The following is a 14526-nucleotide window of genomic DNA, read 5'->3' on the forward strand; positions in this document are numbered from 1 at the left end:
TAGAATATGGCAGGTAACTCATTCTCAAACGGCTATACGGTAAACACAAACATGGATGTATAGCACTGCTGAGAAAGTGTATTCGTGTTTATTCGGTAATGTTGTTTTCAATAATGACTTTGAGCGTATGATTCTCTTCTGCATTCTTGAATACGTGGTATGCTTCTTCTACTTCGGAGAGCTTGAAATGATGCGTTACTAGCTTAGAGGCATCAATCTTGCCGCTCTTCAAAACATCCAAAAGCATCTCTGTGGTATTGGCATTGACCAAACCAGTGGATAGAGTGATGTTCTTAATCCACAGATCATCCAAATTGAAGGTAACTGGCTTGCCATGAACACCTACGTTAGAAATATGTCCGCCAATGCTGACAACATTCTGGCAAATATCAAAGGTTGCAGGGTAGCCGACACATTCGAATACTACGTCAACACCTCGTCCGCCAGTCATTTCGGCAATTTTCGCCTTAACTTCTTCAGTAGTTGTTGACAGTACAGTATCGGTTGCACCAAACTCACGAGAAGCATCAAGACGAGCTTGTGAAAGATCAACCATAATAATGCGGCTTGGTGAGTAGAACTGTACGGAAAGCAGTGCAGACAATCCGATAGGACCTGCACCCACAATACATACGGTGTCGCCTGGCTTGACGTGTGATGGTAGTACGCCAATCTCATATGCCGTTGGCAAAATATCAGACAACATCACCAAGGCTTCATCATTTACAGAATCTGGTGCATGATACAGGCTGCCATCTGCCTGAGGAATATGAATATATTCGGACTGAGTGCCTTCGATTAAATGACCTAAAATCCAACCCCCGTTCTCGCAATGACTTGGTAGATTGTGCTTGCAGTAATAGCAAGTGTTGCATGCAGTTACGCAGGAAACAATAACTCTATCGCCGACTTTGAAGTTGTTGACCCCATCACCAACTTCTTCGACAATACCGATGCCTTCGTGACCTAATGTTGTTCCTGGTTTGCATGCTGGTACGTCACCACCAAGAATATGTAAATCAGTGCCACAAATAGTGGTTTTCTGCATTCGCACTACGGCATCAGTTGGCTTCACAACATGTGGGCGTTCCTTATCAGCAAGCTTGAGAACCCCAGCTGATTCATAAACTGCTGCTTTCATAATGTGCTCCTTTGCGCATAGTGTGGATAACAGCAATTCAGGTCTAACGTATTTTTATAAAAAGTGATATATATCACATAAAAAAATATTTTTCTGGCGTGTCCTAATTTATGGAGATATTGACCTGACTATGTTTTGCACTTGACACGCCCCAGTGGTTCAATAGCACTATGAACTTTGAGATGCCAACATTATCAACGCTGCATACTTTGCTTGACCCCATAGATTGCAGACAAGAACAACAAAGGCATCTTTCTTCGGTTCTTCCAGCATTAAGTGCTGCCTTGGGCGTCCCTATTCCAACACCAGTGCATCCGCATCCTCAGCAACTGGCTCAGAGCCTACACATTCCTAGCTGTGAGCGAGCTGTAGTTGTGTTTATTGATGGTTTAGGTTTTTGGAATTTGGTGCTGCGTATAGGACATACACCAAATATGCGGGCTATGTTGCGTCAGCAATATAACGACCAACCAATATGGACCACACAACCAAGTACCACAAGTGTAGCTATTCCAACGTTTGGAACAGGTACAGCACCTGGATTTACTGGCATGTTTGGGTATACACAGCGTAATCCACGCACCGGCAACAAAGCACAAATGATCACCTTTACTGATGATATTGCACCGCGTGAAGTGCAGCATCAGCCGACAATATTTTCTCAAATTGATCAGCAGGGAATGCGGGTTACTTCCATAGGATTGCCTCGTTTTGAACACTCTGCGCTTACTGAGGCTGCTCTTAAGGGAGGAGCGTTTATTGGTAGTGAAAGCCCTCGTATGCGTCTCAAACATGCACTTGCTGCTAACGAAACCCCAGGGCTAACATACTTATATATTCGTGACCTTGATAAAACAGCCCATAAAAGTGGGTGGGATAACGATGCTTGGGTAGCACAGCTAGAAAAAATTGATACGATTATTGGTACATTACGTCGTATGCTTGCGCCTGGAACATTATTAGTAATTACTGCTGATCATGGCGTGGTCAATATGGTCGAGCAGGATCAAATTGATATAGCTGATAATCCGATGCTCCAAGAAGGAGTTGAACTTGTTGCGGGTGAGCCTCGTGCGCCAATGCTATATACTACTTTGGGTCAACAAGATGCTGTTGCGCAACGATGGCAAGAAGTATTAGCCGATAGGGCAGTAGTACTAACGCAAGAAGAGGCACTCAACCAAGGTATATTTGGTGCAGTACAACCCCATACATTGCCATGGCTTGCAGATGTATTCGTACTTACTCAAGGGCAACATACTATTGTAGATTCACGTACACAGCGCGAGCAAGAGCGTACTCTTCCAGCAGTGCATGGATCGCGCACGCAGATGGAAATGGAGATTCCGCTATTGATGGAAGTGCTATAGCACCTCAAGAGATTGTATGTGAGTGGACTCAATACAACATACATACAAAATAGATTTAAGCTCAAAATACAAAGGCTCTACACCGCGAGGGATGTAGAGCCAATACTATAACTACCTATAATTTACGATTTAGTGATACAGATCGAAGCACCCGAGTGAGAGTACTTCTTTCAAGCCGCCCAAATCATTGAGGGACTTATTCCTAATCATCTTCTTGATAGCAGATGCAGGATAGCCCTTTACCTTAGTTTTACCTACAACACCAAAAGCATGAGTATTACCTACAGAAGCTACCGTTCCTTGAGACACGAAGGAGAATGGCTCAGTGGCTTCACCACGCAACTGGTGGGCAAGATTCTTGGCTACGTGAGCGCCCATACGGGAAGCAATCTGTGCTGTAGTTGGATATGGACGGTTGGACTGCTTGTCCATGAATGCGGAAACATCACCGATAATATACACATTCTTGTGCTCTTGATCGGTAAGATCATCATTGACAATAACGCGACCACGGCGCTGGCTAAATCCAGATTCACCCATTACTGGAGAACCACTTACACCAGTCGTCCAAATAATAGTACCAGCCTTAATTGTCTGAGGCTGCTCGTCATCACCAGCGGTGTAGAGCACTTCGCCAGGGTTGATACCCTTAATCTTGCAACCAGTCATCAGCTTAATACCAAGCTTTTCAATAAGTTGCAAACCATATTGTGCTAGTTCATCATCGAACATTGGCAAAATACGTGTTGCGGCTTCTACACAGACAATTTCAATCTGCTCAGGAGCAACCCCTGCAAGCTCAGCATACTTTTTGCGTTCATCGGTGAGAGCACCAGCCAATTCAATACCGGTGAAACCAGCGCCACAGACGAGCAAACGCAGATCGTTAGGATCATGAGACTGACGATAATGCTTCATAGTCTCAACAATATGCTCATGGATACGTTCAGCAGTTGGAATAGTAACCATTTGCAAAGCATGCTCTGCAGCACCTGGAATGCCAAAGGTTTCAGAAACAAAGCCGAGGGCAATAACCAAATAGTCATAGTGTAATGCATCATGATTACGTAGTGTTACCTTCTGGGCATCCCTGTCAATAGTAACAACCTCGTCCTGAACAAACGTGGTTTTATCGTTTAATACTTCTTGGATTGGGAAGGTAATTTTGGTGCGTGGTTGAGAGCCTGCAGCTACCTCATGAAGCTCCGCTGCTTCATAATGGAAGTCATTGCGATCAACCAATGTGATGTGGAAATCACCCTGTTGCTTTTGCAGATTACGAACAGTCTTCAAACCTGCGTAGCCGGCCCCCAATACTAGTATTTCTTTCATTTAAGGCTCCTTTACCCTAATGTTCCAAACCCTACTCTAACCAGTTATTTATAATAATTCCAGCACAGTACGTTGCTGCGTGTACAACTGAGCTAACAGCTAAAATTCGTACTGCACAAATAAAGGTTTCTCTTTTTACTTGTCGTTGCCATAGCAGGCGTGTCTGATGGTAGATAAACGGTATTAACAATAGAGTCAATAGCACACTATAAGGAGCAAGACCTAGCATTGCTTGACATACTACCGCTACTAAAGCAAGCACATTCGCACTTGCAAACGCATATAAACCACCTTTGATGCCGATATAATTGACGATGGTGTATCGATGATTACTCTCGTCTTCCTCCTTATCACACAGATTATTAGCTAACATTAAATTTGAAATCCATAAGGTATTTGGTAAAGCAATAAGGAAAATTTTTGTTAGGGTTGCAATATCCCAAGTAAACATCTGGTAAGTGTTGAGATAAACGCAAATAAGCGTAATCATAAAACCCATAGTAAAACCAGAAAACAGCTCGCCCAAAGGCAAACTTGACAGTGGGCGAGGGCCTGCTGAATATGCGAGCCCTACAGCAAAACAGAATACTCCCATTGCCAGCATTGGCCAACCTACAACCCATACCAATGCTAAACCAATAACCATGGCAACTATAAAAAATATAATAAGTAAACTGCGGATAGTACGTAGTGAAAGATGTTCACGCCCAATAATGTTGGTGTGTTGTTGATAGACATCATTGTCAGCATGTTGATAATCGTTGTAATTATCCCAAATATCGACAAACATATTGAACAGGAACATGGCAATAAAAAAGCCAATCGTGAGATACCAGTGTATGGAACCGTAATAATACCAGCTAAAACACACGCCAATAAGGCAGGGTAAGACGCTGGCTATTTTCGCCTTCATTTCTACCAACTCCATAAATACTGGAATGGTCATGAACGACTCCTTTACACACCTGAATCTCCACAACCATACTATACTGGTACGCGCAATAATGTAAGGGGAATGTGATATTTCTCTCTATTCTTATGTTGTTATATGTAGGAACACTGGTGCATACTTATGAAGTAAGCGTGATAGAGGAGTACCATGGTATCGTATTGGCGACAATATCCGGATATTGAAGTGAAGCTGCAAGCAGTTCGTGAGTTTATTAAACAACGCGTACAGATAAGCAATACCGATATTGAATCAGCTATTATTGCCATGAATGCAGCCGGTGGTAAATATCTGCGTCCGGCTTTTTTCTTCATGTTTACAGGATTTACGGAGCATAAGCAATATAGCGATGACGAGCGTATAGCCGTTGCTGCCTCCCTAGAAATTCTCCATATGGCAACGCTTATCCATGACGATATTATTGATGATTCGCCGTTACGTCGTGGGCAAGTGAGTATTCAATCACATTATGGCAAAGATGTAGCTGTATATACTGGTGATTTCCTGTTTACCGTGTTTTTTGAACTCGTCATCGAAACCATGCAGGGCTCTCCATATTTAGCAGTTAATGCGCAGGCAATGAAGAGAATTTTGCTTGGTGAATTAGATCAAATGTATTTGCGGTTTAATCAAGAGCAGACAGTTGATAATTATTTGCAAAGCTGCACTGGCAAAACGGCTGAGCTATTCCGCTTGGCTTGTGAAGAAGGCGCATACTTTGGTGGTGCAGATACAGCAACTGTTGAACGAGCGGGGCGCATCGGGATTAATATTGGATTGGCATTTCAAATTCTTGATGATATTTTGGATTACACTGCACAAGAAGGTGAAGTACAAAAGCCTGTGCTAGAAGATTTGGCAACAGGTGTTTACACATTGCCTTTACTAGCTGCGTATGAAGGTCATGCTCAGGATTTTAAGCCGTATCTTGACAAAGGGCTCAATATTTCACATGAGGATATTCGCACTGTAGCGCGTATGGTTCGTGATTTTCATGGAGTAGACAAGGCTCGTGAATTAGCTCAATCATTTACTCAGCGTGCGCTTGATGATATTGAGCAATTACCTCATACTCCGGCACGTAAGAATCTCATGAAGCTCACACGCCAACTGTTGCATCGCACTCGCTAGTGTGGGCGTGAGAGTACTCATTTACAGAAAATAAGCATTTTTGCTGGGAATACGCGTTTATATACGATATGCCGCACAGATCACTCTATGCGGCATATCGTATATGGTTATCAGTATCGATACCTAGGCACTGATTCGCAATCACTCACCATCATCGATAGCTTTGAGGCGTTGGTAGCGAGGATTAGTCGCTTGTAGATACTCAGGGGAACCTTGCATCTCAAGCTGACCATCCTCAATAAAGAGCACTCGGTCTACTGCCTCAATACCTTGCAAATGGTGTGTGATCCAGATAAGCGTTTTATCCTGCAACTCATGCATAAATGTGTGCAGCACAGCCTGTTCAGTAATAGGATCAAGACCTACCGTTGGCTCATCGAGAATGATAATAGGCGTATTTTGCAAGAGAATACGGGCCAGAGCCAAGCGATGACGCTCACCACCGGAAAAACGTAATCCAGCTTCATCAACAATAGTTGCTAACCCGTCAGGCAACTGTTCAACCATGGATTTAAGTCCTACACGTTGCAAAACATCCCAGACTTCTTCAACACTGGCTTGTTCATTGCCCAGCCGAATATTATTCAAAATTGTGGTATTGAATAAATACGGCTCTTGCTGAATAACACCAATATATTGTGAAATTGTGGATTGCAGATGATGCACTGGTACGCCACCGAGCAAAACTGTTCCATCACTAGGTATAAGGTCTCCTCGTAGCAGACTTGCTAAAGTACTTTTACCTGAGCCGCTCCGCCCGAGAATTGCCACCTTTTCTCCAGCGTGAATAGTTACACTCAAATGATTAAGTACGTCCTTTGTCTCATACCTAAAGGTTAGATCTTGGATATCAAACTGCAAAGGTTGCGAAGGGGTCTCATGCCAAGTTTGCTCTTCAGTCTCTTCAGGAAGCGCATTCAATCGCTCAATAGAATCAGCATAGGTATTCGTTTCTTGACTTGCAGCAGATAACCCAGCAAAAGCATCAACTAGTGGGAAAATCGAAAGGACAAATGCTGCAATCCAATTGGCAGCCCCTCCATGATTGCCAATAAATTGAGTGCTGCACCATACCAACGTGAGTAGTGCTAAAAGTCCAAATGCATATTGGAATAGCAAATCACGTAAGTGGTTAAACTTACGCATGGATGATTGCACACGAGAGAGCTTATCTTGGGACTGTTCATGAAGTGCAACATACTCTTGACCACGCTGGCTGAAAATCCAATCAGCAATACCCAACACGTTATCAGTTAAATCAGTATACAGATCGTTCTTTAACGTTTTCTCTTTACTTTGGCGTGCGCCATTAACAATAATAGACCACAATGGCATAGCCAAAAGAATTAATAGGAAATACAGTGCCACAAGCAGTGCATAACCCAAAGAAAAACAGCCGAGACCAATCACAATAACAACATAAAGCAGCCAGGCAATCAGCGTGGGGAAGATGCTACGAAGATACAAGTTTTGAATATGGTTAATATCTTCTGACAACAGTCCCATCACATCACCAAGACGATACTTACGCTTGAAGAAAATAGCGTCTTGCTCAACCGCTTTATACAACTTAACGCGAAGATGCGAGGTCATACGCAAAACCCAATTATGGCTTACCAATCGCTCTACATAGCGAAATACAGGGCGACCGATACCAAAAGCTCGCGTCAATACGATAGGCACATACACTAACAAAATATTCTCTGGCAAAGACGCTGATTTACTAATCAAATAACCAGAATTAAACATCAAAGCACCAGCACAGAAGAATGTGCAAAAGCCCAAGAAGATAGCAAGTGCTAGTGTCCAACGATACTGCTTAAAGAACGGCTTTACCCAGCTATCATGTGCCAACTGTTGAAATAGAGGTATATTATTCATGAATTGATGACCCCATTTCATGCTTCAAACGGTATAACGCTCCGTGGCGCGCCATAAGATCCTCATACGCACCAACTTCAACTACTTTGCCGTGCTCTAACACAACAATGGTGTCCATTTGGCGTAGCCAATGCAAACGATGCGTAGCAAATAACACCAAATGATGCTCCATAAGTGGCACCATACGCTGCTTGAGCTCAAGCTCAGTTTCAATATCGAGATGTGCTGTTGGCTCATCAAAAATGTAGACAGTGCGCTCTTGATCAAGATAGGCTCTTGCCAATGCGACACGCTGCGCCTGACCGCCGCTTAGTGCTCGTGAGCCATTGCCAATACGCGTGTCTAGGCCTTGAGGAAGTTCTGCAATAACATCATCTAAACCAACAACATGTGCAGCTTGCATGATTTGCTCATCAGTGGCATCTGGCGTATAGAAGGCGATGTTATCGCGTAGTGTTGCCTCAAAAATATAAGGTTGCTGAGGAATATACGCTAATTGCTTGCGCCACGCATCCTGATTAAGATTTGCCACAGGCTTACCATCGATGCGAATACTGCCTTGGGCAATAGGCAAAAAACCGCTGAGCACATTCATTAACGTTGATTTGCCAGACCCGCTCATACCGATAATACCAACTTTTTGCATACCTTTGAACTGCAAAGATGTCGGTTGTAAGAATTGCTTACCGTCATAGTCGACAGTGATATTATCGAGCTCGAGAGTGCTGTGCTCATTCCATGGAGCGATAGTAATTTGCTCGCCACGGATTGAAGGCTCATTGATAATACGATCAATAGCCTGCATCGCATTTTTACCATCAAGCGTTGCATGGTAGTCACTGGCAAAATTACGTACTGGCAGGAAATACTCCGGAGCAAGCACCAGAATGGATAATGCAGGGAACAGCAAAATATGTCCATTGAGCAAGCGTAAGCCGAGAAATACTGCAACAATAGCAATAGACAGAGTAGTAAAGAAATCAAGTGCAAACGTAGAAAGAATACCAATACGAAGCGTGCTCATCGTAGTTTTACGGAATTGCTCACTCGTTTTGAAAATACTACTTGCATAGCGTTTCGATAAACCAAAGAAGCGCAAAGTATCAATACCACGCAGAGAATCTAAGAAGTGGTTAGATAACACTTGATAGGACTTATACTGGCGATCAGCTTTTGCTTGTGCAGCATATCCCAAAATAATCATGAAGATAATAATAAGTGGGAAAACAAGGAGCAAAATAAGCCCTGAACGCCAATCGAACCAGAATACAACAACCAAGATAAGCCAAGGGGTTACAGACATATTAATCATCTTGCTTAAAATAAGATGAATATAGTTCTCCACTAATCCGATGCCATCCAAAGCCATGGTAATTACATTGCCAGAGCCTTGTTGCTGCACAATATGAGGACCCGCATCAAAGAGCTTTTCAAGCAGTTTGCGTCGCAGAGTGTGTGATTGCTCCGATGCAAATGTATCTAGCTTTCTATCCTTGATATATGTAATGAGATGGCGGCTTGCAAAGCATATCGCAAAAATTAAAATAGCAACTTTTTGATCGCCTAATGATTGCCCTTCCCACAAGCCTGTAATGGCACTACTTAACATAGTCGCTTGTCCAATAATAAAGATTGCTTGTAGGACATCAAGCCCTGCAAGCAATCCCATTAATGATCTAATACCGGACAAGCGTAAAATCGCTTTATCGAGCATTATGTGTTCCTTTAGTATCCTTCAGACGCTCCCACTGCAGGCAATGTAATGCGCTTCCTAAAGATATAGTATGACCAAGCCGTGTAGGCAAGGACAAACGGCACCAAAGTGATAGCCACAATTGACATTACCGTAAGAGTATATGGCGTGGATGAAGAGTTCTCAATGAGCAAATCGTATGCTGGATCAATAGAGCTGATCATCACGCGTGGGAATAGACCTTGGAAGAGTAACACAACCACGGCCACAAGTGTCAAGCCACTTGCTAAGAATGCCGTAAGCTCAGCACCCTTAAACGATGCCACATGAGCTAATACAGTCAGTGCCACAATAACAACCAAGAGTGCCAAAGTTCCTACAGGGTGGACTTGGATAAAGTCAGTCTGGAAGATCAGCAGAAGAGCAAATACCACCAAGCCTACATAGAGTACCCAGTAAGCAAGCTGTGCATAGTTACGAGCACGCTCACGGATAGCTCCAGAAGTCTTTAATGCGATAAAGTTCAATCCATGCAGATAGGTGAGCAATACCATAGCAATGCCACCAACAACGGAGAACACATTAATGTAATCCGTGAAGTGAGCAGTCATATTGCCATCCTTACCAATTGGCATACCTTGAATCATGCTGATGAACATCACACCAAGGAAGAATGGAACCATAAATGAACCAATAGTTAGAGTCCAATTCCAGATATTCTTCTGATGTGCTGGCACGCGACTACGGAATTCGAAAGAAACACCGCGAATAATCAAGCCGACCAAAATGAAGAACAAAATCAAATAGTATCCACTAAACAGTGTGGAGTACCAATATGGGAAAGATGCAAACATGGCGCCACCTGCAGTGAGCAACCAAACTTCATTACCATCCCAAACTGGCCCAATAGTGTGGACGATTTGATCTTTTTCTCGCTCATTATGTGCCAGCGTCTGTACAGACATACCAACACCATAATCAAAGCCCTCTAGGAAGAAGAAGCCTGAAAACAGCAAACCAATAAGGAAGAACCAGAAGAACTGTAGTGCCGTCATTTAGAACACCTCCTTGGCGAATGGGTCTACAGCAGTCGCATTAGCTGCCTTGACTTGCTGCGCTTCGAAGCTTGGACCCTTCTTCAATTCTCGAATAACCAATCCAACCATAGTTACTGCAAGTCCAGTAAACAGCAAGAAGTATACGGTGTTGGAGAACAGGAGTGAAGCTACAGAAACGTTTGGAGACACACTCTGCTCAATGGTAAAGAGACCATATACTGTCCAAGGATAACGTCCAAGCTCAGTCACGAGCCAACCACAAGTATTTGCCAAGAATGGGGCAAAAGTGCACAGGCCAAGCACCCATAGCATCCACTTCTTGGTATAGAGTATTTGTTTCTTTTTGCGGGTAAAGAAGAGCCCAAACGCGGCAACAAGGAACATCAATACACCAAAGCCTGCCATAATTCTGAAGCTGTAGAAGAGTGTATTGACCATTGGGTAGTAGTTTTGCTCACCAAACTTATCCTTGAACTGCTCGTTCAGTTCTTTATTAGCCGTATCCATACCTTTTACAGCACCTGATGGCTTGTTGTAGGAAAGAATACTCAGCATATATGGAATTTCAATGCCGAAGACCTGCTCATGCTTTGCTTCATCTGCCCAAGCAATGAGTGCCCAAGCTGCAGGATCGCCAGAATCCTTGTAATCGCCTTCCATCGCAGCAAATTTCATAGGCTGATCTTCGATCAAAGACTTCATCTGCAAGTCACCAACGCCCATAAGAGCAATAGAACTAATGAGCGTTACTACCAAGCCAAGGCGAATAGACTTCTTGAATACTGCAGTATCAGATTCGGTAAGCTTTTGTGGTTTAAGCAGCTTAAATGCAGACATTCCAGCAATGAGAATGCCACCCATAGTGAATGCGCCCGTAATAACGTGTCCATACTCGTAGAAGAACTGAGTATTGGTAATGAGTGCAAAGAAGTCAGTCATTTCAGCGCGACCATTGCGCACTTCATAACCAACTGGGTGCTGCATAAAGCTGTTTGCGATCAAAATCCATGCAGCAGACATCAATGAGCCGATGGAGACCAGCCAGATGAATGTCAAGTGCAGTTTTGGACCGATCTTCTTATTCTCCCAAGTGAACATCCACAAACCGAGGAATGTGGATTCCATGAAGAAGGCAAGCAGTGCCTCTACTGCCAGAGGTGCACCGAAGATATCGCCTACGAAGCGTGAGTAATCAGACCAGTTCATACCAAACTGGAATTCCTGAATAATACCGGTTACCACACCAACGGCGAAGCTTAAGAGCATAATTCGACCCCAAAAGCGGGTCATTTTCTTGTAGACATCTTTTTTCGTCGCTACATAGAGCGATTCCATAATTGCTACGATAAAGCAGGTTCCAATAGTAAATGGTACGAAGAAGAAATGGAACACAGTAGTCATAGCAAATTGGAAGCGCGCTAACGCTGTTATAGTCATGAGATCCCCTCCAATATGTCCATGACAGTCACGTTCGTTGAATAACTATTGGTGTTATCACTCAACATGAACACATGCATAGTCATTCCTCACTTGATAGACTGCTGTTGAACGGTGTATACAAGAGCAATGTTCACTTTTTCAAGAAAACTTCACAATTGTAAGTTGGTGCTAAATATACTCCTGTCACTTACAAATTTCAAAGAACAACGCTAGTAAAAATGAAAAAAGAGAGAGAAAAATGAGATTCGGAGGTACAATATGCACCCCCGAATCAATAGCAAAAGGATATTTTGGAAAGAAATTTCACTCTCCGAATAAAATTTCATCCCAACTTGGCACAGCACTTCTTCTCGGTTTGCGCGACTTCGATTCTGAATTATGAGTAGAAGATGATGCATCTGAGTTTGAAGAACTCTGCTCAGTTATGTTACTCATACCACTTGTTTGCTTAGAAGGAGCAGTATGCTCCTGTGAATTAGAGCGCTCACCGGCTGCTGCTGTGCTGTTTTGTGCTTGTGTTGCAGTAGCAGATGAGATATTCGTAATACTAGGCTGATGATGAGCTTCATCACTTTGTTCAGGCTGCTCAGTAGAAGCATCTTGAGACTGTGCAACATTGCTTCGTAATTGGAATGGATTCACATACTCAGTCGTTGGTGTTGAGACAGAAGTTGATAGCTGTTGTTCGTCAGCAGATGACTGAGTAGTGTGTTGTGCGGCGATGTTTGTTGTACCTGTCCCGTAAACCCATGAATCTGCACTACGAGAGGAAACTGGTTGCACACTGTTTTTGTTGCTCTCATGGTCGGCAGGAACTCCTAATGGTGCATCCGCTACCGGTGTGTTCAATTGCTGAGAATCGAATGCTGACTGCGAAGTTTGAGCGTATGAAGATGATTGCGCCGTAGTCGACAATGATGTCTGTTGCTGCGTTTGCTGACTAGTAGTATTTTCAAATAAATCAGTCATCTGAGCAGTCTCAAGCTCAAAATGGTCTAAATCAGCGCGAGCGATGCGCAATAATCTGCCACCTGTCGTATTCAGCGGTGTCACTGTGTTGTCGTGCAGATTCCATGACCACTGTGCACGAATTGTCTGCCCGGATAGGGTAAAGCTGCCCTCAATCTGCCATGGATTATGTCCTTGGCGTGTTGTTTTCCATTGCACGGCACTCATAGGAATATTAACTGTGTCTAGAGAAGCAGCAAGCACATCACGCACAGTACGGTGACGAAGCGATCCAGGAGCAGGTGCTACGAGGAACTGATCAAGAGCATATTTCTTTTCAGTCTCTACTGGTTTGGCAAAGCGACGCACCAATGCCTCGCTAATAGCAAAATGTTGAGCAATATTTGCAATATCATCACCTGCACGCACCATTGCTTGAATAGTAGAGATAGGAATAGAAGATCGCGTGACACCACGTGTTGGCTCATTGTTTTCTTCACGAATTTGTTTACTCGCTAAAATGCCTTGTTCGAGCCTGTCATCAATAATAACTCGGAAGTTTTGACCATGAGCTTCAAAGATTAAATCGCCGTGTTCATCTACGCGTTCAAAGCGTGCAAGAGTAGCTGACTGTGATGTTGTCATGGTGTTTTCCTCCATAAAAAGTATTTTAGCGCCACCCTGTCCCACGTGTCGTACTTGTCGTGAAAAAGAAATCGTGTATTCTATGTGCGCAGATGGTCAATGCTCAAGAAAGGAGCTGAACATGGCACAAGATTATGACAGCCCAAGAACCAAAGATGATGACGAAGACTCCATCCAGGCTCTTGGTGGTGGTTCACGTCAAAATTCGTCAAGTGATATTGACGATGATGAGAATGCTATTGCAGAAGATTATGAACTTCCAGGCGCCGATTTGAGCAACGAAGACTTATCCGTCACAGTAATCCCTATGCAGGGTGATGAATTCGTATGCTCAGAATGCTTCTTGGTAAAGCATCGTAGTCAACTCGCATATACCACTGAGGATGGGCAGCCAGTATGTGAGGAGTGTGCTGCATAGTGGCATACGATGAACAGTACACAGAACCAGAACATATTGAGGTGCTGGTACAGAGTGTAGAGGGTGCTCCGCAAGAATATGCACAGCTTCGTTATGCTCACGCTGGCGATGCTGGTGTAGATTTACATTGCCATGGTTCGTTTGATATCAAGCCATTTGAACGAGTACTAGTTCCAACCGGTGTAGCCATTGCATTGCCTGCAGGCTATGTCGGTTTGGTTCACCCTCGCTCAGGTCTAGCTGCGAAGCAGGGCATCACCGTACTTAATGCTCCAGGAACAATTGATGCTGGTTACCGAGGAGAAATCAAAGTACCATTAATTAACTTGGATCCTGAGCATACTGTGCATTTTGATGATGGTGATCGTATCGCTCAGCTCGTTATTCAACGCTATGTTGAAGCACGATTTGTTCCAGCTACACAATTGCCTGGTTCAGACAGGGCTGCACAAGGATTTGGTTCCACTGGAGTACAGGCTTAGTACGGTTTACGTAGGAACGCATCAAATCAATTGGCTGA

The 14526-nt window shown here is 43.6% G+C and carries 12 protein-coding genes; 4 read left to right on the plus strand and 8 right to left on the minus strand.

Features of this window, described 5'->3' with window-relative positions:
* Window positions 1-88 precede the first annotated feature (88 nt).
* On the minus strand, window positions 89-1141 hold the full coding sequence (locus tag IEU85_RS02365; protein WP_188354617.1) for a zinc-dependent alcohol dehydrogenase family protein: 1053 nt from the start codon (window positions 1139-1141) through the stop codon (window positions 89-91).
* A 170-nt stretch (window positions 1142-1311) separates the two neighbouring features.
* Here IEU85_RS02365 and IEU85_RS02370 point away from each other — a divergent pair, with 170 nt between their 5' ends.
* Window positions 1312-2511: an alkaline phosphatase family protein gene (locus IEU85_RS02370; RefSeq protein WP_188354618.1), complete on the plus strand. Its 1200-nt coding sequence runs from the start codon at window positions 1312-1314 to the stop codon at window positions 2509-2511.
* Window positions 2512-2640: 129 nt separating this feature from the next.
* Here the strand turns inward: IEU85_RS02370 and IEU85_RS02375 are convergent, their stop codons facing one another.
* Together IEU85_RS02375 and IEU85_RS02380 are read right to left on the minus strand one after the other, a co-directional pair.
* The gene (locus IEU85_RS02375; RefSeq protein WP_188354619.1) at window positions 2641-3843 is read right to left on the minus strand and encodes an NAD(P)/FAD-dependent oxidoreductase; all 1203 of its coding nucleotides are present in this window, start codon (window positions 3841-3843) and stop codon (window positions 2641-2643) included.
* A 31-nt stretch (window positions 3844-3874) separates the two neighbouring features.
* Window positions 3875-4789: a prenyltransferase gene (locus tag IEU85_RS02380; protein ID WP_188354620.1), complete on the minus strand. Its 915-nt coding sequence runs from the start codon at window positions 4787-4789 to the stop codon at window positions 3875-3877.
* A gap of 153 nt (window positions 4790-4942) precedes the next feature.
* On the opposite strand from IEU85_RS02380, the gene IEU85_RS02385 reads away from it, so the two are divergent.
* Window positions 4943-5923 (plus strand): polyprenyl synthetase family protein, encoded by a 981-nt coding sequence (locus IEU85_RS02385; RefSeq protein WP_188354621.1) that lies wholly within the window; start codon window positions 4943-4945, stop codon window positions 5921-5923.
* A gap of 141 nt (window positions 5924-6064) precedes the next feature.
* Here IEU85_RS02385 and cydC read toward each other — a convergent pair whose 3' ends face one another.
* The 5 genes from cydC to sepH all read right to left on the minus strand — a co-directional run bounded on the left by cydC (window position 6065) and on the right by sepH (window position 13588).
* Window positions 6065-7804, minus strand: coding sequence for a thiol reductant ABC exporter subunit CydC (gene cydC / locus IEU85_RS02390; protein WP_188354622.1), 1740 nt, complete (start codon window positions 7802-7804; stop codon window positions 6065-6067).
* The gene (gene cydD / locus IEU85_RS02395) at window positions 7797-9518 is read right to left on the minus strand and encodes a thiol reductant ABC exporter subunit CydD (RefSeq protein ID WP_188354623.1); all 1722 of its coding nucleotides are present in this window, start codon (window positions 9516-9518) and stop codon (window positions 7797-7799) included. Before cydD ends, cydC begins: the two co-directional genes overlap by 8 nt.
* An 11-nt stretch (window positions 9519-9529) precedes the next feature.
* Window positions 9530-10552 carry a cytochrome d ubiquinol oxidase subunit II gene (cydB, locus tag IEU85_RS02400; protein WP_188354624.1) on the minus strand — a complete coding sequence of 341 codons (1023 nt, stop codon included), beginning with the start codon at window positions 10550-10552 and terminating at the stop codon, window positions 9530-9532.
* Entirely contained in the window at window positions 10553-11992 is a 1440-nt protein-coding gene (locus IEU85_RS02405; protein ID WP_188354625.1) for a cytochrome ubiquinol oxidase subunit I, read from the minus strand.
* 306 nt (window positions 11993-12298) lie between these two features.
* Window positions 12299-13588 (minus strand): septation protein SepH, encoded by a 1290-nt coding sequence (sepH, locus tag IEU85_RS02410; RefSeq protein WP_188354626.1) that lies wholly within the window; start codon window positions 13586-13588, stop codon window positions 12299-12301.
* 121 nt (window positions 13589-13709) lie between these two features.
* On the opposite strand from sepH, the gene IEU85_RS02415 reads away from it, so the two are divergent.
* Window positions 13710-14006: a DUF4193 domain-containing protein gene (locus IEU85_RS02415; protein WP_188354627.1), complete on the plus strand. Its 297-nt coding sequence runs from the start codon at window positions 13710-13712 to the stop codon at window positions 14004-14006.
* The gene (gene dut, locus IEU85_RS02420; RefSeq protein WP_188354628.1) at window positions 14006-14488 is read left to right on the plus strand and encodes a dUTP diphosphatase; all 483 of its coding nucleotides are present in this window, start codon (window positions 14006-14008) and stop codon (window positions 14486-14488) included. The genes IEU85_RS02415 and dut overlap by 1 nt, the downstream gene beginning before the upstream one ends.
* The last annotated feature ends 38 nt before the right edge of the window (window positions 14489-14526 follow it).

The sequence above is a fragment of the Galliscardovia ingluviei genome (assembly GCF_014635685.1).
In the GTDB taxonomy this organism is placed as follows: Bacteria; Actinomycetota; Actinomycetes; order Actinomycetales; family Bifidobacteriaceae; genus Galliscardovia; species Galliscardovia ingluviei.

Bases quoted from the DNA above. Each gene is read 5' to 3' on its own strand.
- IEU85_RS02365 (WP_188354617.1), bottom strand. From the start codon at position 1,141: ATGAAAGCAGCAGTTTATGAATCAGCTGGGGTTCTCAAGCTTGCTGAT.
- IEU85_RS02370 (WP_188354618.1), top strand. From the start codon at position 1,312: ATGAACTTTGAGATGCCAACATTATCAACGCTGCATACTTTGCTTGAC.
- IEU85_RS02375 (WP_188354619.1), bottom strand. From the start codon at position 3,843: ATGAAAGAAATACTAGTATTGGGGGCCGGCTACGCAGGTTTGAAGACT.
- IEU85_RS02380 (WP_188354620.1), bottom strand. From the start codon at position 4,789: ATGACCATTCCAGTATTTATGGAGTTGGTAGAAATGAAGGCGAAAATA.
- IEU85_RS02385 (WP_188354621.1), top strand. From the start codon at position 4,943: ATGGTATCGTATTGGCGACAATATCCGGATATTGAAGTGAAGCTGCAA.
- cydC (WP_188354622.1), bottom strand. From the start codon at position 7,804: ATGAATAATATACCTCTATTTCAACAGTTGGCACATGATAGCTGGGTA.
- cydD (WP_188354623.1), bottom strand. From the start codon at position 9,518: ATGCTCGATAAAGCGATTTTACGCTTGTCCGGTATTAGATCATTAATG.
- cydB (WP_188354624.1), bottom strand. From the start codon at position 10,552: ATGACGGCACTACAGTTCTTCTGGTTCTTCCTTATTGGTTTGCTGTTT.
- IEU85_RS02405 (WP_188354625.1), bottom strand. From the start codon at position 11,992: ATGACTATAACAGCGTTAGCGCGCTTCCAATTTGCTATGACTACTGTG.
- sepH (WP_188354626.1), bottom strand. From the start codon at position 13,588: ATGACAACATCACAGTCAGCTACTCTTGCACGCTTTGAACGCGTAGAT.
- IEU85_RS02415 (WP_188354627.1), top strand. From the start codon at position 13,710: ATGGCACAAGATTATGACAGCCCAAGAACCAAAGATGATGACGAAGAC.